Below are 21,454 nucleotides of genomic sequence, written 5' to 3'. Positions count from 1 at the left end.
AAAAACCAACGTCTGGGTTGGCGACATATATTTTTAAACAAACTGATTTCTGTACTTTAAATACAATTAAACGCAACAGTTTGTCTTTTTGCCGATATAATAAAGCCTTCGGCGTCGGCATATTCTTTTGGGACCTTTCCGAGTTTATGGTGAATTTTGTATGTGTTTAATTCTCAAAAGTCTTGAAAATGTCACAATAAATTTCACTTACGGTGGTATCCGTGCGCTGACTATAGCAAACCTTACATCATCTGCCTATGGGCTATGCATTTATTTTGTATGAAAAGTATAGTCTAAGTGATCAGTTTTTAATCAAAATTTCGTTTTTATTGGGTCATCGTAACTGTATGAATTCTACACAAGACTGGCAAAGTGTCACCTGGTTTGAAGTCGACGAACATCAAGAAGGTCAACGTATTGATAATTTTCTATTCAGTCGTTTAAAAGGCGTGCCTAAAAGCCGTATTTACCGACTGATTCGTGAAGGTCAGGTGCGTGTCAATAAAAAGCGCGTAAAAGCTGAAACTAAGCTGGCGATTGGTGACCAAATTCGTGTTGCTCCGATTCGTTTTGAACAAAAAGATGAATCTGCTGTACCTGTTTCAGATAAAGTCGCACAAAGTTTACTAAGTCGTGTGGTTTATGAAGATGAAGGCTTAATGGTTGTAAACAAGCCTTCAGGTATTGCTGTGCATGGCGGCAGTGGCGTTGCATATGGATTGATTGAAGGCTTGCGTGCCGCGACTGGTAAAAAATATCTGGAGCTGATTCATCGGATCGACCGTGATACTTCTGGCTTGGTCATGATCAGTAAAAAGCGTAGCACATTGAAAACACTGCAAGATTTATTGCGTGAGCATAAAATTCGTAAAACTTATGCAGCCATTGCCAAAGGTCAGGTCAGTCTGGATGATCAGTTGATTGATCAACCTTTATTGCGTTATGAACTTGCCAATGGTGAGCGTCGTGTTCGTGTGTCAAAAGATGGTAAAGAATCTAAGACACAATGGAAGGTAGCGGAACGCTTTATGCATGCGACTTTGGTTTATGCTTCACCGCTTTCAGGGCGTACCCATCAGATTCGTGTACATGGTTTAAGTATCGGGCATCCTTTGGTGGGTGATGATAAATACGGGCATGAAACTGAATATCGTGGTCCAAATCCACGTCGTTTGTGTTTGCATGCGATGCGTTTGGAAATTCCGGGCTATGAGCCGATTGAAGCACCATTGCCTGAGGATATGCAGAGTTTGGTGGCGCAGTTAAGAGCGCAGAAAGCGGATAAGCCTACTAATTAGCAAATCTCCCCTAACCCCTCTTTGAGAAAGAGGGGAACGACCTGTAACTAGAATAGTTTTTAGTAATGAAAAGTTCCCTCTCCTTTTTTAAAGAAGACTTGCGCAGCATTTCTGCTCAGGGTGAGGATTTATCAAAAAGTAAATATGGGAATCTATCATGCAAAAACCTATAGAGCTGATTATTTTTGATTGGGATGGAACATTATTTGATTCTGTCGGGCAGATCGTGGCGAGTTTAAAATTTGCTGCACAGCAATTTGATCAGCCTTTAACTGATGACGCAGCAAAAAGTATTATTGGTTTGGGTTTGCCTGAAGTGGCACAGGTTTTATTTCCAGATGTACCTGAATTACACACCGATATTTTAAAAAGCTATGGCGATCATTATGTGGAGCATTCCAAGGATGATCAATGGTTTGCAGGGGTTGCCGAAATGTTGCATGACTTGAAAAGTCAGAACATTCAACTCGCTGTTGCAACTGGAAAAAGCCGTCGTGGTTTAGATCGTGTATTGGCGCAGACCCAAAGTCAGGATTTGTTTTGTGTGACTCGTGCCGCAAGTGAAACCAAATCTAAACCTGATCCATTGATGCTTGCTGAAATTTTGCAACATACGGGCGTAGAGGCAGATCGTGCGATTATGGTGGGTGATACGTCTTATGATTTGGAAATGGCGCAAAACATTGCCATGCCTCGTGTAGGCGTGAGCTATGGTGTACATACGCCTGAAACTTTACAGCAGTTTGCACCTTTAACCATCGCTGATGATGTTCAGGCTTTGCATCAGTTTTTGTTACGACAAAATCAGCTTCAAGACGCAATTTAGTCATCTTGTTATATTTTTAAAATCAAGAATTAATTTCGCCTAGATTTTTGTTTGCTAAGTTTTTGTTTAAAGATTAGGCAAATTAATTCTTTCACATATTTTCTTCTGAATATTTATGCGAATTGATCCGTAAAATACAAAAATTAACGGCAGTTCTTGTGCTTTATTTTGTCGTGCATTTTATTATCTTTTAGTCGTAGAACATCATCTGCTCAAAAATAAATCATGAATTTATTTTCTCTATTTCTGATTATTTTATTTTGAAATTTATAAAATATTTAACTTTTTCTCTATGCAAATAAGCATTTATAGCTTCTAACTATTGCCATACATAAAATAAGTATTGGCACAAAAATGACATTTTCCTGATGCTTAAACTGTTCATAAAAGTACATGTTTTATAGATGAGTTCAGATGCAGTGGAACTGCAAAGATTGGTCTGATTCATGAAAACGGTATTGAGTCCATTTTTGTAGTTTAAGGAAAGATGATGTCGAATTCTGCTGTTGTTAAAACAAGTGTTGAATCGGTTGCCTTGGCACTCCGTGAAGCTGAATTGTCAAAAGTTGCAATTGCACCTGTTCGTCCACAATTGGGTGCTGAAAATGCAGATGTTGATATTGCTTATGCTGTACAAGAAGTCAATACACAACGTGCGCTGAAGGAAGGACGCCGCTTAGTTGGTCGTAAAATTGGCTTAACTTCAATTGCAGTTCAAAAGCAATTAGGCGTAGATCAACCAGATTTTGGCATGCTATTTGCCGATATGGCTTTTGGCGATGGCGAAGCGATTCCTGCAGGCACATTGATTCAGCCTAAAGTTGAAGCTGAAATAGCCTTGATCATCAATAAAGATTTAACCCAAGAAAAACATACCTATGCAGATATTATCAGTGCAACTGAGTATGCTTTGCCTGCGGTGGAAGTGGTTGATAGCCGTATTGAAAATTGGAAAATCTCACTGATTGATACAGTTGCAGATAACGCCTCTTCAGCCGCTTATGTTTTAGGTTCACGTCCTGTAAAACTTGAAGACCTTGACCTTGTAAATTGCAAAATGACTATGAAGCGTGGTGATGAAGTTGTTTCTCAAGGTGTGGGTAAAGCTTGCCTTTCAAATCCACTCAATGCTGCGGTTTGGTTAGCAGATGAAATGGTACGTCGTGGTCGTCCTTTATTAGCAGGTGACATCATTCTCACAGGTGCGCTTGGTCCAATGGCTGTAGCTCATGCAGGTGATGAATTTGTGGTTGAAATTGAGGGCTTTGGTTCAGTGACGGCTACTTTCGCTGCTGAATAAGATGTTTTGAATGAACCGCTTTGATCATCTTTACAGATGGATATTCCTCTTAATAAAGAAGAAAAGTATTTGATAAAAGCGGTTTTTATCACGAATTTTAAAGAGAAATCGCTCATGAAAAAGATTAAATGTGCCTTGATTGGTCCGGGAAATATCGGTACAGACTTATTGTATAAATTACAACGTAGTGAATTTTTAGAGCCTGTATGGATGGTGGGAATTGACCCAACATCAGAAGGTTTGGCTCGTGCAGAAAAACTGGGTTTAAAAATCACAAGTGATGGTGTAGATGGTTTACTTCCTCATATTGTTGCAGATGAAATTAAAATTGCTTTTGATGCGACATCGGCTTATGTACATGCTGAAAATAGCCGAAAGCTCAATGAACTTGGCGTGTTGATGATTGATTTGACTCCTGCTGCAATTGGTCCATTTTGTGTGCCTCCTGTAAATCTTGAAGCATTATTGGATGCGGGTGAAGTACCTAATGTCAATATGGTGACCTGTGGTGGTCAGGCAACAATTCCAATGGTCGCTGCAATTTCACGTGTTCAAGCAGTTGAATATGGTGAAATCATTGCAACTGTTTCAACCAAATCTGTCGGTCCGGGTACACGAAAAAATATTGATGAATTTACTCGTACTACTGCGGGTGCAATCGAGCAAGTTGGTGGTGCTAAGCAAGGGAAAGCGATCATTATCATTAACCCTGCTGAACCGCCATTGATGATGCGTGACACCGTACATTGTTTGGTGGAAGGTGAGCCTGATCAGATTGCGATTACTGAGTCTGTACATGCCATGATTAAAGAAGTTCAAAAATATGTACCGGGTTATAAACTGGTGAATGGTCCTATTTTTGATGGCAATCGTGTATCCATTTTCCTTGAAGTAGAAGGCTTGGGTGATTATTTACCGAAGTATGCAGGCAACTTGGATATTATGACGGCTGCGGCTGCACGTACTGCTGAAATGTTTGCTGAAAGTGTTCTTTCAAATACCTCATCAACTGTAGACGCATAAGGAGCATTTTCATGTCTAAGATTATAATCAATGATATGACTTTACGTGATGGTATGCATCCAATGCGCCATCAAACTACCCCTAACCAAATGCTGACTGTTGCAACTGCATTAGATGCGGCAGGTGTCCCCTTGATCGAAGTCACGCATGGTGATGGTCTTGGTGGTAATTCAGTCAACTATGGTTTTGCTGCCGCAACAGATGAAGAATATCTGCAAACCGTGATTCCAAACTTAAAACAAGCCAAAGTTTCAGCGTTGCTTATACCAGGGATTGGCACAGTTGACCATTTGAAAATGGCACATGATGTTGGTGTAGCGACCATTCGTGTGGCGACACATTCAACCGAAGCAGATGTTTCTGAACAGCATATTACGGCTGCACGTAAACTGGGTATGGACACTGTTGGCTTTTTGATGATGGCACACATGGCGAGTCCTGAAAAACTACTCGAAGAAGCACAAAAAATGGTGTCGTACGGTGCAAACTGTATTTATGTGACAGACTCAGCGGGCTATATGTTGCCGCAAGATGTTACAGCCCATGTAGGTATTTTACGTGCAAACTTAGCTGCTGATATCGAAATTGGTTTTCATGGTCATCATAATTTAGGTATGGGTGTTGCCAACTCGATTGCAGCCGTTGCGGCAGGTGCACAGCGTATTGATGCAGCATCAGCAGGTTTAGGCGCAGGCGCAGGCAATACACCACTTGAGCTATTTGTGGCAGTGGCAAATCGTATGCAGATCGAAACAGGTGTGGACTTATTTAAAGTTCAGGATATTGCAGAAGAGTTGATTGTACCGATGATGCAACAACCTATTCGTGCTGACCGTGATGCAGCGACCTTGGGTTATGCAGGGGTTTATTCATCGTTCTTGTTATTTGCAAAACGTGCGGAAGCAAAATATGGTGTTTCTGCGCGTGAAATTCTACTTGAGTTAGGTCGTCGTGGTACGGTTGGTGGTCAGGAAGATATGATCGAAGATTTGGCATTGACCATGTCTAAAACCAAAGCAGCACATGTTTAATGTAATGAATTAGAAATCAAATAAGTACAGGCAATGTTCCTGTACTTATTTTTTACAATAGTGATGGCAGTTTTAAACTTTAGAAGAAATAGCCGACTGCTAAAGCAAACAGTTTATTGATGTCGTTATTGTCTCCCTTGGCAAGCGAATTGGCACTGCTGCCTACAGCAGGGTCGTTTTTACTGATAATGTATTCAGCCTGAATACCAATATCTTTATAGAAGAAATATACACCTGCATTTAAACGCTCTGAATCAAGATAACCTTGTTGATCTTTATAGTATTTGCCATAAGACAAATAGGGTTTCATTTCAGGAACATGTTTGAATGGTTGTTTGATGGTGTAATTGATTTCATTGAGTAAATATTTACCATCATTGGCAACTTGGTAAGAAAAATCACGTGAACCCATGGTTGAGTCATGTGGAAATAATTGGTCAGCATTATCAACTTTTTGCTCTCCTACCAATACTAACCATTGCCATTGATTATAGTTGGTGGTGGCAAAAATATTATAGGCATCACGGTTGCCGCTTTTTCCTGTAATTTTGTTGTCTAAGTCTGAGTGCCAATAAGATGCACCAATTTCGGTGTTAAAACCTTGGTCGGGATCAATCTGAAAGGTTTTGCTCAGGCGAGTGACCCACATATTTTTTTCTTCAAGATGTGTGCCCTGATCCAATTCATCAGCTTCCACATAGTTTACTCCATAGCGGCTGGAGTCTTTGCTTAAACCTTTATAATTAGCACCATCTACAGGATAATAGCCCAAAGTAAAGTGATAGTCTTGCTGGTTTAAATTGTATTTTAAGCCGATATTTTGCACATCTTCTAGACCAGTGGCTGAAAAAATCGAGCCATAGTTGGTGTTGCCCCACAGACGTCCAAAACCAAACTCAATATCTTGTTGACCTGCTGAAATGCGGCTATTTTCAGAGAGTTTATAACCGACCCATGCATCACGGACATAAATCGCATCACATAAACGATCATACTGATAACAACGCGTATCCATAGATGCTAGCCAATTCGGATTTTCATAATTTAAAATGACTTTGGTATCAAGAAACTTAATCGTGCCATTTTTCGTACCTTCGTTGGCTTGTTCTGCATAATCTTTATAGAGATACGCACCACGAATCGCACCAGAAACATTTAAAGCCCCTGCATCTGTTTTTGCATCACCAAATGTTAAAGATTCTGCAAATACTTGATTTGCAGTGAGTAGCGTTGTCATTAAACCAATAAGTTGAATGGTTTTATTCATCTTAATAAATCCTTTGTTTTAAGATGTTTTAAAGAAGCTTTATCTGAAAATAGACAAGGGGAGTACGCCCAACTTCACAGATAGAAATTGGGGGCGTGATAGACTGACTTTTAAAATAAGATGGTGTTAAGGCAAACTCACTTTGCTAGAGAGCTTTAGTGTGCTGCTTTCCAGTCGGATTGGACTTTTGCTGCAATGCTAGGATAATTCATGATAAAGCGAACATGTGATTCAACGCCTGTTTTCAGTGTGGCATCATCTACAATAAATTCAGAACTATGGTTTGGCGCTGCTTTGTTCATATCTTCATGTTCAGGTGTCGCACCTAAAAAGACAAATAAAGAAGGCATGATTTTGCCATAGTAAGAAAAGTCTTCACTTGGGCTAGCATTGTTTTCCATTAGATGTAGACGTTCTTTGCCCACTGCGGCTTCTAACGTTGGTGCAGTGAGTTCAGTTAAAGTTTTATCATTGCTCGTAACACCTGCATACGAAGATAAGTCAATTTCGGCTTTGACATTATTGGCTTGCGCAGTCGAGTTCACGATATTTGGAAGCTGTTTTAAAATGGTTTGACGGATATCTTCATGATTGGTACGAATGGTGCCTGCCATGATCACTTCATCGGGAATGACATTGCTGACTGTACCACCTGCAATTTGCCCGACACTCACCACACCCATGCCTTTAGTCAAATTTGACTGACGGCTGACTAAGGTTTGTAAGTTGTTGATGACCTGTGCAGCAGTCACAATTGGATCTTTACCTGCCCAAGGCATAGACGCATGCACTTGCTGACCTTTCAGCTTGATACGGAATTCATCAGCACTGTTTAAAATAGCGCCGCCTTTATAGAAAATATTGCCACTTGGCATGCCTGAAATCACATGCATACCAAAAATAACTTCAGGTGCAGGCTGTTTTAAAGCACCATCTGCAATCATTTTACGTGAGCCAATCTGGTCGCCTTGAGTAAAATTGTCGAGGTCTGCTGCACCTTCTTCAGCAGGTTGGAATACAAATACCACTGTACCCGCAAGTTTATCTTTATTTTTAGCGAGCACCTTAGCTGCGCTGAGAAGCATGGCAGTATGCGTATCATGTCCACAAGCATGCATAACAGGCTGTTGTTTACCTTGATAAAGTGCTTTGACTTTACTGGCAAAGCTTAAGCCCGTTTTTTCTTCAACAGGTAAGGCATCCATATCTGCTCTTAACGCCATGACTGGACCAGCAAGATCACCTTTTAAAACGCCAATCACACCTGTTTTAGCATAGCCTGTGCGTACATCTATGCCATAAGATTTAAGTTCTTTTTGGACTAATTTCGAAGTATTGAACTCCATATTGCCCAATTCTGGATTTTGATGAATTTGATGACGTAACTGAATGGTTTGAGGTTCAACTTGAAGCGCTGCATCCTTGATCCAATCAGCAAAGCTGATCTGATTGACTGAAAATAGGGCAGTGGCTAAGAATAGAGTTTTAAGTCCTTTCATGTGGTTTACGTCCTGTAAATGGTCTTTGAAAAAGTTAGGCAAATTTACAGGTAGGAGACTTTGGATCCAAATACTTTATAGGTATTTTTATATGCACTTGTATAAAAAGTTAACAATTAGAATCTGTTTGGTTGAGTTTTATACTGCTTTAGGTTGGATATATAGAAAAAAAGTTTCTTGTAAACGTTATTCATTATAAAAAAATAAAAGCTTTTTGCTCTGTGAATAAATAACTTAAACAAAAAAACACTAATAGATTTCATATATTGATAATTAGGTGGTTATATTGAGAATGAATTCTTCTAAAAATTTATACTAAAATCTCTGAGTGAAACTGGCTTACATAATGAGTTATTGTTAAAACATATTAAAAAAATAGCCAAAAAATGATGATAATTTTTCTCTAAGATATTCGCTCAAAATTCTTATACTGTGGTCTGATTTTTTCTATTTGTCGCATTTTGCATGATGTTGTCATCGATTTTCGTTTTAATTGGAAAAACAACGATGCCTCGTCAATCATTATGGATAGCAATCTGTGCTGCAATCGCAATACTAGGTACAACTGCAACGAATGCAGAATTTATCGACGATAGCCAAGTTCAACTCAATTTTAAAAACTTCTATTTAGATCGACAGTATGCAGATCTACCACAAAATAATTGGGGCAGTTGGTCACAGGGTGTGACCTTAGATGCAAAATCTGGTTATCAAGACATTGGGGCAGGCATTCAAGTGGGTGCTGACTTATTGGTACAACATGCAGTTAAACTCAATGGGCGTGATCAAAATGCTGACTGGGTCTTAGCACATGATGGGGAAAAATCACGTGATCATTTTGGTAAAGTTGGCGCAACGTTAAAAGCCAAAGTGTTTCAAACTGAGCTGAAAGTGGGTGAAATTTTACCTGTTTCTCCTGTATTGGTTTTTGACCCATCTCGTCAATTACTCACCACATATAGCGGTGCATGGTTAGAATCTAAAGATGTTAAAAATACCAAATTAACTTTGGCATATATAGACGGCATCAATGCGCGTTATGACAACCAGTTTCAAGATTTGAGTTTATTTCCAAATAATAATCCAACCATAGCAAAAGCAGCAGATGGTATGTATATCGCTGGAATTGATCATCAATTTAGCTCTGAAATTGGCGGCAGTTATTGGTATGCCGATGTTCGTGATCTTTATCAACAGCATTATGTAGGTGCAAGCTATAAAGCAAAATTTTCTGAAAAAGTAAAATTAGACAGCTATGTGCGTTATTTTGACAATTCAGAATCAGGCGACAAGTTGTATGGCACGATTGATAACCAAGCGATTTCTGCAAGTGCCAAAGTGAATTATGCTGCGCATACTTTGGGCTTAGGTTATCAGCAAATGTTTGGTGAAAATGCTTTTCCAACCTTAGCAGGTTGGGTGCCACAGCCCTATTTGGTGAACTGGGGTGTTGCGACATTTACCAATAAAAATGAAAAGTCTTGGGGCGTGACCTATGGTTATGATTTTTCCGAACTGGGTGCTCAGGGTTTAAATGCCACAGCGATGTATTTCATGGGTTCAAATGCAGAAGTGGCAGGTAAAAAAGAACAGGATTCTGATGAACTCAATGTGATTGTAAATTACACCGTACCTGAAGGGAAAATGAAAGGTCTGGGCTTCCAAGCGATGTATATTGATGTCGATTATGATTGGAAAACAGATTTAAAAGAGTATCGTTTTGCAACAACTTATAATTATCGTTTTTAATTTATCATTTTAAAAAATCGTGCTATTGAAATAGCGCGATTTTATTTTTTATATTTAATTAAAGTTGTTGTAAAACAAATATTTAAATTATCGTTATTTTGTAGTTTGTCATCGTTAATAAGTATCAGTTTGTGCTTGTGAAGCATGTAATATAAAGCTGTAAATTAGGCAATTTGAATCTGTATAGATGTGTTTTAAATGGATTCAACCCATCGATTAGGCTGTACGAGGAATAAGTATGAGCACTGTGCAAATCCCCGATTATAAAACTGATTCATTCTTTGGTTTAGAAGATAAATGGATTGAAACTGCTGAAGGTGAATTAACGCATTATCATGAAGTGGGGGAAGGTACGCCTATCCTATTTTTACATGGTTCTGGTACGGGTGTTTCTGCCGCCGCAAACTGGTGGTTAAACTTACCACACATTGGTGAGCAAGCACGTTGTATCGCGATTGATACGATTGGTTATGGTCAAACTGTTGTTGCACCAAATACTGCTTATGGTATTCGTGCTTGGGTGGATCATGCTATTCGTACTTTAGATGCTTTAGGTATTGAAAAAACATGGCTCGTTGGAAATTCTCTTGGTGGATGGTTGTCTTTTCAATTAGCACTTGATTATCCTGAGCGTGTACTGGGTATTGTTTCAATGGGTACAGGTGGTGCAAAACAAACTGCTGCACTCAAAGCACATGCAAACCCTGTTTTGACAGAAGAAGGCATTAAAAAAACTTTATCTATGTTTGTTGTGAACAAAGATTTGATTACAGATGAGTTAGTGAAAGTGCGTTATGAGGCTGCAAAAAATGACTATGCTTTTGATCGTTTGATGGAAGTGGTTGGCGCACGTGATCGCGATCGTTTTGATTTCCCACTCGATTTTGAAAAAATGAAAGACATTACAGTGCCTGTATTGTTGATTCATGGTGTGCAAGATGTGGTGATTCCTGTTTCTCGTTCATGGGATATTTTAAATATTGTTCCACATGCAGATGCGCATATTTTCAGTCAGTGTGGTCATTGGTCGCAAGTTGAGAAAGCTGAAGAGTTTAATACGGTAATTAAAGATTATTTAACTGCACGTGGTGTATAGGTATTTTTAATACTTTGTGTGTAGTAAATGGAGGATGGTGAAAGCTGTCCTTTTTTATTGATGCAAGTTAACGTCGTGTAAATAAAATTAGTAGTTTAAATGATGTGAAATATGAGTTTTTAAATAGTAAGTTTATTTGCACTGCCGCATATACCACCGAAAATTTAGATTTATTTGCGTAGGTAATGCCTTCCTTTTCAGGGATGAAAAGGAACAAAAATCCTTTGTTGGGTGAGGGGTTCGTCCATGAACCTTCACCCAACGGCGACATCCATGTCGCCCTGCGATAGCATCACCAGATTAGGTTAATTCACGTAAAATGCAAAAGCACTAAATATAGGGATTTTAAGGCTTTGAATTGATTGATAGAATAGGAAATAACATTACACTTCATTTAAATAAAACTCGCTGCTACATTAATACAAATCGCTAAAATTGTGGTGTTAAAGCCATAAGCCAAAAGGATATGTAAAATATTTAAAATACGCATTGAGCGTGAAGCGATAGAGACATCCGCAGTCTGTGCAGAGGTGCCAATGACATAGCTAAAATATAAAAAGTCAGGATAGGTTGGTTCTGGTGTTTTAGGAAAATCTAAGCCGCCATCTTCATGTCTTGCTATAGCCAAATAAAAATCATGCGCATAATGTATCGCAAATGCAGTATGCATAAATAACCACGCAAAAATAATGGTACATATACTTAAAGCTAAATGCCCTGATTTAATCCATCCATGATGAGGTAAATGACTCAGTTCAATCACAATCGCAATAAAACACATAATTAAAGTGAAAAATACCAACAATAAAATGATCCATTTACTGGCATCTTGCTGTTGTGCGCGTTTTAAAATATGGTGACGATCTGTGCGCCATAAGAGACGAATTGTGAAGATTAAATAGCATAAAATAGACACATTCCAACTGAGTAAAATCTGAGTTGACCATGCCCAATGCGTCGTAAAATGTAGAAAAATAAATAAAATTGCAGTGAGTAAAAAGGTGATAAAGAAGTAGAAGCGAGATTGGATCCCAATTTTTATACCTTGCAAGCGATGTTTAATCATGAAAAACCTCATTGCACTATGAGTTTATATTTTTTCTTTACATTTCTTTTAAGGGGTATTTTTACATGCATTAGACTTAAGTTGTAGCTAAAGTACGATATTTTTTATTTTAAGTCGTGGATGAAAAAATAATCAACCTTGAAAATCGTATTTGATGTGAAATAATCGATCCCTTATTCAATTATTTTTGTTTTTATAAAGTGTGAATAAGTTCTCTATTTTATTGGCATCACCATTTTTTAAATAAATAGTCAATGGATGCGTTGATTGGCAGTCAGCTTAAATGCTAATCATCTGTTCGATTAATGTCTAAGTAAAAAACCTTGGTCAGCAGTTCAATAAACTTCTGTACAGAAATAGAACTGGCATTTTTACGATAACTGACATACAAATCAAGATAAGGCAGTTCAACATCTAAAGGACGAATCACCGTATTATTCATGGTGAGTGGTGCAATATAACCAGGAAGAATGGTGCAGCCTAAACCCATCCCAATTGAATTGATATTAAACAAAATATTATCGGCTTTTTGCACGATATTAAATTCAATTCCTTGGGCTTTAGCAAAGTCTAAAATCGCATTGTGTAATGTCCCAGATTGCTCTTCAGCAGGAATGATAAAATCAATACCATTCAATGCTTTAACAGGGATTCTTTCATATTTTGCTAAGGGATGATCTTTAGGTAAGATGAAGATTAAAGGTTCTCTTAAAACAAATTTACTTTCAATTTCATCATTGTGAAAATTATGGCGCGTAAAGGTAACATCAAGCTCACCTTTTTGGATTGCACGCATTTGTTCAAGATTATTTAAACTGAGTAATTCAATTTTTAACTCTGGATTTTGTACACGTAAATTAGGCAATACATAAGGAAAAACTTTCATTTCTGCGACAGGAACAAATCCAATACGCAGCAATTGTTGTTTGGCTTTGGACACTTGGCGTGCCATAGCGATTGCTTTGTCTGCTTGGGCTAAAGTTAAACGTGCTTGTTCAAGAAAAACAGCACCTTCTTCAGTCAGTTCAACCTTACGTTTAGTGCGGTTGAGTAGTCGAACACCGACATCTTCTTCAAGGTCTTTAATCTGTTGGCTTAGAGAGGGTTGGGCGGTATAAAGTTTCAAAGCTGCTTTACTAAAGTTAAGTTCTTCAGCAACAGTAATGAAATATCTAAGGTGTCGTAATTCCATATAACTTTTCCAAAGAGTAATCCAAAAAATGTCTTACTACGAATTCACTTGAGTATAATCTATAAACAACTAAGAGGTGAAGATGATTGCATCATTTAGAAAATAAATGACGAAATCGAAGTGATCAGTCATTTTATATAGAAAAAGCCTAACTCAATAATCCATAAAACATATTAATTAAAACAAAATAAATATTTCCCTAAAAGTGCTCCAAACGGCGATGATTTTTACAAGTTGAGTCAATTTGTGTGTGACCCCACGTTTGTCGCAGGAGAGCTTTCATGAGTGGAAAAATAGATGTGCGTGAAATCGACGCTTTAGTCGATGCACAAAATGGACGTATCTCGCCATCCATTTATACAGATCCAGAATTGTATGAACTCGAACTCGAAAGAGTCTTCGGTCGTACTTGGTTATTCCTTTGCCATGAAAGCCAAATTCCAAAGGCAGGTGATTTTTTCAATACCTACATGGGTGAAGATCCAATTATCGTGGTTCGTCAAAAAGATGGCTCAATCAAAGCATTATTAAACCAATGCCGTCATCGGTCTATGCGTGTGAGTTTTGCAGACTGTGGTAATACACGTGCATTTACTTGCCCATATCATGGTTGGTCATATGGCACAGATGGTTCTTTAAAAGATATTCCATTAGAAGACCGAGCTTTTCCACAAGGTGCATGTAAAGAAAAATGGGGTTTGATTGAAGTCAACCGTGTGAAATCTTACAAAGGCTTAATTTTCGGATGTTGGGATGAAACCACACCAGATTTAGAAGAATACATGGGTGATATCGCTTGGTATTTAGATGGTGTCGTTGACCGTCGTTCAGGTGGGACAGAAATCATTGGCGGTGTACACAAATGGGAAATCGAGTGTAATTGGAAATTTGCTGCTGAACAGTTCGCATCTGACCAATACCATGCTTTGTTCTCACATGCATCTGCGATTCAGGTTTTGGGTGCAAAACCAGATGATGACTCATCGAAAAAATTAGGTGCAGCTCAAACCGCTCGTCCAGTTTGGGAAACAGCAAAAGATGCCATCCAATATGGTTCACGTGGTCATGGTTCAGGCTTTTTCTTCACAGAAAAACCAGACGCAAACGTCTGGGTCGATGGTGAAGTTGCCAACTATTTCCGTGAAACATATGAAGAAGTAAAAGAACGTTTAGGTGAGGTGCGTGCTTTGCGTTTGGCAGGTCACAACACGATGTTCCCAACGATGTCTTGGTTGAACGGTACAGCGACACTTCGTGTCTGGCATCCACGTGGTCCAAATAAAACAGAAGTATGGGCATTCTGTATTGCAGATGCTGAAGCTTCACAAGAAGTAAAAGAAGCATTTGAACGTTCAGCAACACGTGCATTCGGTCCTGCAGGTTTCCTTGAGCAAGATGACTCTGAAAACTGGATCGAAATTCAAAAAGTATTACGTGGTTATAAAGCGCGTCAAAACCGTTTAATCATGGAAATGGGTAAAGGGAATGAGAAAGTCCGTGAAGATGGCATTCCGGGGATTACCAACTATATTTTCTCTGAAACAGCAGCGCGTGGTATGTACCGCCGTTGGGCAGATTTACTCATTCATGAAAAATGGGAAGACGTGGAAAAAGCAGCTGACGAATATGAGAAGGAGCTAATCAAATGAGTCAGATCAGTTTAGAACTTCAACATCAAATTAGTCAGTTTCTTTATCGTGAAGCCAAATTGCTTGATGATTGGAAATTCCGCGATTGGTTAGCTACTTTAGCTGAAGATATTTCTTATACGCTACGTACTACTCCAAATGCACAAACACGTGACCGTCGTCGTTCAGTTGAGCCACCAACAACATGGGTATTTAACGACACTAAAGATTTGTTAGAACGCCGTGTTGCCCGTTTAGAAACGGGGATGGCTTGGGCAGAAGAACCACCTTCACGTACAACGCATATGGTGTCAAATGTCATCATTGAAGCCACTGATATTGCAGATGAATACGATGTTTATGTGACGTATTTACTTTACCGCACGCAGAAAGAAAAAGATGTCACCATCTACTGCGGTAAGCGTCACGACAAACTGCGTAAAGTGGAAGATGGCTTAGGATTCCAAATCTTTAATCGTAAGATCATGCTAGATCAAGCAACTTACAACTCACATAACTTGAGTATCTTTTTCTAATGAACAAAATTTTTGTATGCCAAATCGACGAGTTGGATGAAGGCGAAGCACTCAAAGTAGATTGTGGTGTAAATGGCATTGAAGCACTTGCAGTATTCAACAATGGTGGTGATTTCTTTGCGATGAATGACCGTTGTTCACATGGTAATGCGTCGATGTCTGAAGGCTATCTTGAAGATGATGGCACAGTGGAATGTCCGTTACATTCAGCGCGTTTCTGTTTGAAAACAGGTCAAGCACTGTGCTTGCCTGCAACAGATCCAATTCAAACATTCCCTGTGATTGTTGAAGATGGTGCCTTATACGTGGAAATGTCAGGAGAATAAGCATGGGTTGGCTCGAAGGTGAAGTTGCACTGATTACAGGGGGCGGTTCAGGTCTAGGTTTGGCTTTGGTGGAGCGTTTCCTTGCAGAAGGTGCAAAAGTAGCGGTATTACAACGTTCACAAGCTAAAGTGGATGCACTGAATGAGCGCTTTGGGGATCAGATTGTCACTGTCGTCGGCGATGTTGCCAACTTTGCGGATAATGTAAAAGCAGTGAATGCCACGATTGAGCGATTTGGAAAACTGGATTGCTTTATTGGTAATGCAGGTATTTGGGATCACTATGCTGACATCGTCAATATGAGCGGTGAACAGTTGGAAAAAGCCTTTGATGAGATTATGGGGATTAACACCAAATCTTTGATTTTAGGTGCAAAAGCAGCTTTAGATGAGTTGGTCAAATCTGAAGGTTCAATCATTTTTACACTGTCTAACTCTGCACTGTATTCCGCAGGTGGTGGACCAATTTACACAGCATCGAAACATGCAGGTGTGGGGGTGATGAAAGAATTGGCATATGAACTTGCACCGAAAGTGCGTGTCAATGCGGTCGCACCATCAGGTATGAATGTCAATATCAAAGGTGCTGCATCATTAGGTCAGGAAAATCTTGGTTTGTTAGATGCACGTGACCCTGAAAAAATTGCACGTGGTATGCCACTGAACTTTTTACCTGAACCTGAAGATATGACAGGTTCATATGTCTTACTTGCATCTCGTGCTAATAACCGACCGCTTACAGGTGTTTTAATTAATGCTGAGTGTGGTTTGGGAATTCGTGGTTTGCGTCAACCTCGTGCGGGTTTTTTTGATGAGTGATGGGTTTACTAGATCACTAAAGTAATTTTCAGATTGATTTAGATCAATATTGAGTGTTCCCTCTCCTGTTAGGAGAGGGTTAGGGAGAGGTTTTTTTAGAGCCCCTCATCCTAGCCTTCTCCCGAAGGAAGAAGGAACGCCCGAGACATTTTTAAATATGTCTCAAATTTAAAATCTGAACATTTTATGGTTTACGTAATAAGTCTAATTAATAAATTAAATTCACTTTTGTGTATTAGTTTCCCTCTTTTTAAAATCTGAACAGTATGGCTGTGCAAGAGGGGAGATTAAGAAGTATTGCCACTACTTCTCTTTCGGAGTCCAACATGACCGTTAAACTTATTTGTGCTTCGCATAGCCCATTAATGGAATTTGCTTCACCTGCCGAAAAACGTCAGGAAGAAGTGGTTCGTGCAACATTTGAAAAGTTGGCTACTGAAGTTCAAGCCTATAATCCGACATTAATCATTACTTTTGGTCCTGACCATTTTAATGGTTTCTTTTATGACTTGATGCCATCGTTCTGTGTGGGTATACGTGCCACAGCAGCAGGGGATTGGGATTATGGTAAAGACCATGCCAAAATTGATGTGCCTGAACAAACTGCGCTAGGTCTAGTACGTAAAGTTTTGGATGAAGGTGTCGATGTTGCTTATTCATATCGTATGCAAGCAGATCATGGTGTGACTCAACCTTTACATTTTTTATGCGATGGGAAACTAGATCGTTATCCAACGATTCCAATTTTTATCAATGGTGCAGCAGCACCCATGCCAACAACTAAACGTACTTTGGCTTTAGGTCGTGCTGTTGGTCAATTTATTAAATCGCTGAATCTTGAAAATGAGCGTGTTCTTATTTTAGGGACAGGCGGGCTTTCACATGATCCACCAACTCCGCAAATGGGTGCAGTACCGCCTGAAGTGGAAGAATTTTTGATTTGTGGTCGTCATCCAACAGCGGAAGCTCGTCAAGCACGTCAGGCAAAAATCATTTCCGTGGGTCAGCGGTTGGCAGCAGGTGATAAATCTGTTTCAGTACCCTTAAATCCTGAATGGGATGCAAGCCTACTTGAATTATTCAAACATGCTGATTTTGCAAGTATTGAGAAAATGACTGAAGACGATATTCGTAAAGAAGGTGGTCGTGGCGGTCAAGAAGTCCGTTCTTGGATGGCAGCTTTTGCAGCACTAGCAGAATTAGGGCAATACGATATGACGATTCATTGCTATGAAGCGATCAGTGAATGGATTGCAGGTTTTGGCATTGTATCGGCAGAATTAAAAGGTGAATGATATGAGTAACATCGAAACCATCGTCATTGTAGGTGCAGGACAAGCAGGGGCAAGTGCCATCATTGAACTGCGCGCTCATCAATATGAAGGTAAAATCATCCTTGTTGGGGATGAAGCACATTTGCCTTATGAACGTCCACCGCTTTCGAAAGATGTGATCCTTAAACCTGAAGACACCAAAATTGAGATTCTTTCAGCCGAGAAACTGGCGCAGTTGAATGTCGATGTTATTCGTGGCAATGGCGTGGTGAAAATCAATCCTGAAACCCACAATATTGAATTAAAAAATGGTGAAGTGCTTGCCTATGACAAGTTGTTGCTTGCGACTGGTGGAGCTGCACGTCGTTTACCAAATTTCGATGCATTAGGTAAACACGTTTATACCTTGCGTAATCTTGAAGATTCACAAGCTTTGGTTCCTGTTTTACAAGCAGGTCGCCGTATTATTTTAATCGGTGGTGGCGTGATTGGTTTAGAACTGGCTTCATCAGCACGTTTCAAAGACTGTCAGGTGACTGTGATTGAAATGGGTTCAATGGTAATGGGACGTTGCTCACCAACTATTCTGAGTGAGTTTCTGCTTGCACAACATCGTCAAAAAGGCATTGACGTCCGTCTTGAAACCAAGATTGCTGGCTGTCAGCTTGATGGTGAAGAAGTTGTGGTCATCCTTGAAAATGGTGAAGAACTTCGTGCAGATGCGGTAGTTTATGGTATTGGGATTATTCCAAATGCACAGCTTGCAATTGATGCAAACTTAAACGTCGATTTTGCTATTCAAGTCAATGAAAACTGTCAAACTTCACATCCTGATATTTATGCGGCAGGCGATGTGGCGACTCAGTTACGTGCCAATGGTCAATATGCTCGTGTGGAAACTTGGGAAAATGCTAATCTCCAAGCAGGTATTTTTGCACGTCATGTGATGAATGTTGAACATCCTACGCCAAATCCTGCATGGTTCTGGACAGACCAATTGGAGATTAACTTCCAATTTGTTGGTGATATGGCTGCATCGCAATGGCATATTCGTGGTGAAATGGATGTTGCTCAAGGTTCTGAAAATTCTTTTGTGATGTTTGGTGTCAGCGACAGTCAAATCGTTGCTGGAATTACAGTAAATGCTGCTAAAGATATGCGTCATCTCAAAAAGTTGATCAGTAAAAAATCAGTATTTGAGATGGAAAAATATCTCGATTTAACACAAGACTTACGTAAACTGGTTAAATAAAATTTAATTTTGACGCCATTTAGCCCAAGTTTAAACTTGGGCTTTTTTATGTTTTGAGAAAGATGCATGCTAAAGCAACAGGCAAAGATGAAAAACAACAAAAAATAAAGGAAAACTACAAGTAAGTAAGACAATATGGCTTAAAATACAGATAAAAATCAAATGACTGTATTTGATGATAATAAATTAGGACAATAAATGTCAGATTCAAATAAAATTGTTGTATATGCAGCACTTCTTGGTAATCTTGTGATTGCTTTAGTGAAGTTTATTGCTGCTTATATAACAAATAGTTCTGCAATGTTGAGTGAAGCAATTCATTCTGTTGTAGATACTTTAAATGAAGTTTTACTTTTATATGGCATCAAAAAATCGCAACAACCAGCAAATGCAAAGCATCCTTTTGGATATGGGCGAGAGCTTTATTTTTGGGCATTTATTGTTTCTTTATTGGTTTTTGCATTAGGTGCGGTTGTTTCTATTTATCAAGGCATTCAACATGTTTTGCATCCTGAGGAAATGACGTCACCTTATGTGAATTATATTGTCTTGGGTGTTGCTATTCTTTGTGAGGGAAGTTCTTGGTTTGTTGCCTTACGATCTTTTAAAAAACTAAAAGGTAATATGGGGTACTTCGAAGCATTTAGACGAAGTAAAGATCCGACGACATTTACTGTACTTTTTGAGGATTCTGCTGCATTAATAGGTTTATTCATTGCATTGGTCGGGATATTCTTAGCACATCAGCTGAATATGCCTATTCTTGATGGAATTTCGTCCATTTTGATTGGGATTGTTTTGGCAGTTTCAGCATTGTTATTGGCAAGAGAAACTAAAGGATTACTTTTAGGTGAAATTGCTGATCCACAATTGCGTCAAAATGTGTTAAAAGTGGCGAAGGAAGATCCAGCTGTACATTATGCGAATGGCGTTTTGACTGAACAAATGGGAGCACACCAAGTGATTGCTTCACTCAGTTTGGAATTTAAAGATAATTTAACTTCAGATGAAATAGAAGCTTGTGTTAATCGTATTGAAACCAAGATTAAACACATTCATCCTGAAATTATTGCGTTATTTATTAAACCGCAAACACAACAAATGTGGTTAGAAAGAATGAAAGGGCGTTTAGAGTCGTAATGTCAAAAGAGATTGAACAGGATCCAATTGAAGATCGTACTTTACAAACTTCGGAAGTTGTTACAACTGTAACGACCAAACAACTCCATTATCGTTTAGTGACTGAAACATGTTTAGCTCATACATGGTATAGACCTGTATTTAGAGTTCTTGCTTCAGATCATCATAATGGAGAGAAATTTTTTAATCCTGTCCGTAGACCTGAAGGTAATCGGCATTGGGATTTAGTGAAATGGCTCAGCACTCGAAAGTCTTCAACGTGGAATGTAGATTCAGCGAAAGAAGCTGCTGAGTTTTATGCAACACCACGTGCTTTACCACAAAATAGACCCAATGCACCTGAAAATGATTGGCAAGTTTGGTTTGTTGGGCATGCAACGGTTTTATTACAAATCGGACCTTATAACTTTTTAACCGATCCTGTTTGGGCAGACCATGTTAGTCCAAAGCAAGGACGTGGTCCAAAACGTGTTATTCCAATGGGAATTGCATTAGAGCATTTACCTACAATTCATGCGGTATTGTTGAGTCATAATCATTATGACCATATGGACTTGGCAAGTTTACGTTGGTTGCACAATAAATTTGCAATGCCAATTTATACGGGTTTAGGCAATAGTCATTATTTACCCGATGATTGGCATGTGATTGAAATGGATTGGTGGCAATCGGCACTCTTTAGAAATTTAAAAATCGTTTATACACCTGCACAACATGGTTCAGGACGAGGTCTACGTGATCAAAATGCTGCATTATGGGGTGGCTTTTCGATTGTATCGCAACATGGTCATTTTTTCTTTGCGGGTGATACAGGTTATTCCTCTCATTTTAAAGAGATTCAGAAGCGTTTAGGTACACCACGTATTGCTTTGATTCCAATTGGTGCTTATGAGCCGCGAGAGTTGATGCGTTATATGCACATGAATCCGCAGGATGCTTTTCAAGCACATATTGATTTACAGTCTAAACGTTCTTTAGCGATCCATTATCGAACATTTCAGTTAACAGATGAAAGTCGAGAACAACCTGAGCAAGACCTACAAAATGCAATGAAAAACTCATCGAAATTGATGAATCCATTCTATTGTATTAAAGAGGGACGAAAATTAATTGTCTAAATAAATACTGGTAAT

At 39.0% G+C, this 21,454-nt stretch carries 19 protein-coding genes; 15 read left to right on the top strand and 4 right to left on the bottom strand.

The features are described 5' to 3' along the window. The first annotated feature begins 347 nt into the window (after positions 1–347). The 5 genes from C9E89_RS02555 to dmpG all read left to right on the top strand — a co-directional run bounded on the left by C9E89_RS02555 (position 348) and on the right by dmpG (position 5,478). Positions 348–1,298 (top strand): RluA family pseudouridine synthase, encoded by a 951-nt coding sequence (locus C9E89_RS02555; RefSeq protein WP_107006935.1) that lies wholly within the window; start codon positions 348–350, stop codon positions 1,296–1,298. Positions 1,299–1,455: 157 nt separating this feature from the next. After that, a complete protein-coding gene (locus C9E89_RS02550; RefSeq protein WP_107006877.1) occupies positions 1,456–2,124 on the top strand; it encodes an HAD-IA family hydrolase in 669 nt (222 codons plus the stop codon). 490 nt (positions 2,125–2,614) lie between these two features. Then, complete coding sequence (gene mhpD / locus C9E89_RS02545; protein WP_107006876.1) at positions 2,615–3,424, top strand: 2-keto-4-pentenoate hydratase; 810 nt, start codon at positions 2,615–2,617, stop codon at positions 3,422–3,424. A 114-nt stretch (positions 3,425–3,538) separates the two neighbouring features. Then, positions 3,539–4,447 (top strand): acetaldehyde dehydrogenase (acetylating), encoded by a 909-nt coding sequence (locus C9E89_RS02540; protein ID WP_107006934.1) that lies wholly within the window; start codon positions 3,539–3,541, stop codon positions 4,445–4,447. 11 nt (positions 4,448–4,458) lie between these two features. Beyond that, the gene (dmpG, locus tag C9E89_RS02535) at positions 4,459–5,478 is read left to right on the top strand and encodes a 4-hydroxy-2-oxovalerate aldolase (RefSeq protein ID WP_107006875.1); all 1,020 of its coding nucleotides are present in this window, start codon (positions 4,459–4,461) and stop codon (positions 5,476–5,478) included. 79 nt (positions 5,479–5,557) lie between these two features. On the opposite strand, the gene C9E89_RS02530 is transcribed toward dmpG, so the two are convergent. After that, the gene (locus C9E89_RS02530) at positions 5,558–6,745 is read right to left on the bottom strand and encodes a porin (protein WP_107006874.1); all 1,188 of its coding nucleotides are present in this window, start codon (positions 6,743–6,745) and stop codon (positions 5,558–5,560) included. A 155-nt stretch (positions 6,746–6,900) separates the two neighbouring features. Further along, a complete protein-coding gene (locus C9E89_RS02525) occupies positions 6,901–8,244 on the bottom strand; it encodes an amidohydrolase (RefSeq protein ID WP_107006873.1) in 1,344 nt (447 codons plus the stop codon). Positions 8,245–8,751: 507 nt separating this feature from the next. Between C9E89_RS02525 and C9E89_RS02520 the strand changes: the two genes are divergently transcribed. Next, positions 8,752–9,993 carry an OprD family outer membrane porin gene (locus C9E89_RS02520; protein WP_107006872.1) on the top strand — a complete coding sequence of 414 codons (1,242 nt, stop codon included), beginning with the start codon at positions 8,752–8,754 and terminating at the stop codon, positions 9,991–9,993. Between the two features lie 238 nt (positions 9,994–10,231). Continuing rightward, on the top strand, positions 10,232–11,089 hold the full coding sequence (locus C9E89_RS02515) for an alpha/beta fold hydrolase (protein WP_107006871.1): 858 nt from the start codon (positions 10,232–10,234) through the stop codon (positions 11,087–11,089). Positions 11,090–11,483: 394 nt separating this feature from the next. Here C9E89_RS02515 and C9E89_RS02505 read toward each other — a convergent pair whose 3' ends face one another. Together C9E89_RS02505 and hcaR are read right to left on the bottom strand one after the other, a co-directional pair. After that, a complete protein-coding gene (locus C9E89_RS02505) occupies positions 11,484–12,155 on the bottom strand; it encodes a DUF1345 domain-containing protein (RefSeq protein WP_107006869.1) in 672 nt (223 codons plus the stop codon). 286 nt (positions 12,156–12,441) lie between these two features. After that, positions 12,442–13,347, bottom strand: a complete 906-nt coding sequence (gene hcaR / locus C9E89_RS02500; RefSeq protein ID WP_107006868.1) for a DNA-binding transcriptional regulator HcaR — start codon at positions 13,345–13,347, stop codon at positions 12,442–12,444. Positions 13,348–13,628: 281 nt separating this feature from the next. Here hcaR and hcaE point away from each other — a divergent pair, with 281 nt between their 5' ends. The 8 genes from hcaE to C9E89_RS02460 all read left to right on the top strand — a co-directional run bounded on the left by hcaE (position 13,629) and on the right by C9E89_RS02460 (position 21,439). After that, the gene (gene hcaE, locus C9E89_RS02495) at positions 13,629–14,996 is read left to right on the top strand and encodes a 3-phenylpropionate/cinnamic acid dioxygenase subunit alpha (RefSeq protein ID WP_107006867.1); all 1,368 of its coding nucleotides are present in this window, start codon (positions 13,629–13,631) and stop codon (positions 14,994–14,996) included. Beyond that, positions 14,993–15,511 (top strand): 3-phenylpropionate/cinnamic acid dioxygenase subunit beta, encoded by a 519-nt coding sequence (gene hcaF, locus C9E89_RS02490; protein ID WP_107006866.1) that lies wholly within the window; start codon positions 14,993–14,995, stop codon positions 15,509–15,511. Before hcaE ends, hcaF begins: the two co-directional genes overlap by 4 nt. After that, positions 15,511–15,837, top strand: a complete 327-nt coding sequence (gene hcaC, locus C9E89_RS02485; RefSeq protein ID WP_107006865.1) for a 3-phenylpropionate/cinnamic acid dioxygenase ferredoxin subunit — start codon at positions 15,511–15,513, stop codon at positions 15,835–15,837. Before hcaF ends, hcaC begins: the two co-directional genes overlap by 1 nt. Before the next feature lie 2 nt (positions 15,838–15,839). After that, positions 15,840–16,655 (top strand): 3-phenylpropionate-dihydrodiol/cinnamic acid-dihydrodiol dehydrogenase, encoded by an 816-nt coding sequence (hcaB, locus tag C9E89_RS02480; protein ID WP_107006864.1) that lies wholly within the window; start codon positions 15,840–15,842, stop codon positions 16,653–16,655. 326 nt (positions 16,656–16,981) lie between these two features. Further along, complete coding sequence (locus tag C9E89_RS02475; RefSeq protein WP_107006863.1) at positions 16,982–17,950, top strand: 3-carboxyethylcatechol 2,3-dioxygenase; 969 nt, start codon at positions 16,982–16,984, stop codon at positions 17,948–17,950. 1 nt (position 17,951) lies between these two features. After that, positions 17,952–19,181 carry a 3-phenylpropionate/cinnamic acid dioxygenase ferredoxin--NAD(+) reductase subunit gene (hcaD, locus tag C9E89_RS02470; RefSeq protein ID WP_107006862.1) on the top strand — a complete coding sequence of 410 codons (1,230 nt, stop codon included), beginning with the start codon at positions 17,952–17,954 and terminating at the stop codon, positions 19,179–19,181. 198 nt (positions 19,182–19,379) lie between these two features. After that, positions 19,380–20,321: a cation diffusion facilitator family transporter gene (locus C9E89_RS02465; protein WP_107006861.1), complete on the top strand. Its 942-nt coding sequence runs from the start codon at positions 19,380–19,382 to the stop codon at positions 20,319–20,321. Then, positions 20,321–21,439, top strand: coding sequence for an MBL fold metallo-hydrolase (locus C9E89_RS02460; RefSeq protein WP_107006860.1), 1,119 nt, complete (start codon positions 20,321–20,323; stop codon positions 21,437–21,439). Before C9E89_RS02465 ends, C9E89_RS02460 begins: the two co-directional genes overlap by 1 nt. Positions 21,440–21,454: the final 15 nt, after the last annotated feature.

It is taken from the genome of Acinetobacter sichuanensis, from assembly GCF_003024515.2.
In the GTDB taxonomy this organism is placed as follows: Bacteria; Pseudomonadota; Gammaproteobacteria; order Pseudomonadales; family Moraxellaceae; genus Acinetobacter; species Acinetobacter sichuanensis.
The sequence above is the reverse complement of the archived record's forward strand: the minus strand, read 5'-3'. Positions and strand labels throughout refer to the sequence as shown.

Bases quoted from the DNA above. Each gene is read 5' to 3' on its own strand.
- C9E89_RS02555 (WP_107006935.1), top strand. From the start codon at position 348: ATGAATTCTACACAAGACTGGCAAAGTGTCACCTGGTTTGAAGTCGAC.
- C9E89_RS02550 (WP_107006877.1), top strand. From the start codon at position 1,456: ATGCAAAAACCTATAGAGCTGATTATTTTTGATTGGGATGGAACATTA.
- mhpD (WP_107006876.1), top strand. From the start codon at position 2,615: ATGTCGAATTCTGCTGTTGTTAAAACAAGTGTTGAATCGGTTGCCTTG.
- C9E89_RS02540 (WP_107006934.1), top strand. From the start codon at position 3,539: ATGAAAAAGATTAAATGTGCCTTGATTGGTCCGGGAAATATCGGTACA.
- dmpG (WP_107006875.1), top strand. From the start codon at position 4,459: ATGTCTAAGATTATAATCAATGATATGACTTTACGTGATGGTATGCAT.
- C9E89_RS02530 (WP_107006874.1), bottom strand. From the start codon at position 6,745: ATGAATAAAACCATTCAACTTATTGGTTTAATGACAACGCTACTCACT.
- C9E89_RS02525 (WP_107006873.1), bottom strand. From the start codon at position 8,244: ATGAAAGGACTTAAAACTCTATTCTTAGCCACTGCCCTATTTTCAGTC.
- C9E89_RS02520 (WP_107006872.1), top strand. From the start codon at position 8,752: ATGCCTCGTCAATCATTATGGATAGCAATCTGTGCTGCAATCGCAATA.
- C9E89_RS02515 (WP_107006871.1), top strand. From the start codon at position 10,232: ATGAGCACTGTGCAAATCCCCGATTATAAAACTGATTCATTCTTTGGT.
- C9E89_RS02505 (WP_107006869.1), bottom strand. From the start codon at position 12,155: ATGATTAAACATCGCTTGCAAGGTATAAAAATTGGGATCCAATCTCGC.
- hcaR (WP_107006868.1), bottom strand. From the start codon at position 13,347: ATGGAATTACGACACCTTAGATATTTCATTACTGTTGCTGAAGAACTT.
- hcaE (WP_107006867.1), top strand. From the start codon at position 13,629: ATGAGTGGAAAAATAGATGTGCGTGAAATCGACGCTTTAGTCGATGCA.
- hcaF (WP_107006866.1), top strand. From the start codon at position 14,993: ATGAGTCAGATCAGTTTAGAACTTCAACATCAAATTAGTCAGTTTCTT.
- hcaC (WP_107006865.1), top strand. From the start codon at position 15,511: ATGAACAAAATTTTTGTATGCCAAATCGACGAGTTGGATGAAGGCGAA.
- hcaB (WP_107006864.1), top strand. From the start codon at position 15,840: ATGGGTTGGCTCGAAGGTGAAGTTGCACTGATTACAGGGGGCGGTTCA.
- C9E89_RS02475 (WP_107006863.1), top strand. From the start codon at position 16,982: ATGACCGTTAAACTTATTTGTGCTTCGCATAGCCCATTAATGGAATTT.
- hcaD (WP_107006862.1), top strand. From the start codon at position 17,952: ATGAGTAACATCGAAACCATCGTCATTGTAGGTGCAGGACAAGCAGGG.
- C9E89_RS02465 (WP_107006861.1), top strand. From the start codon at position 19,380: ATGTCAGATTCAAATAAAATTGTTGTATATGCAGCACTTCTTGGTAAT.
- C9E89_RS02460 (WP_107006860.1), top strand. From the start codon at position 20,321: ATGTCAAAAGAGATTGAACAGGATCCAATTGAAGATCGTACTTTACAA.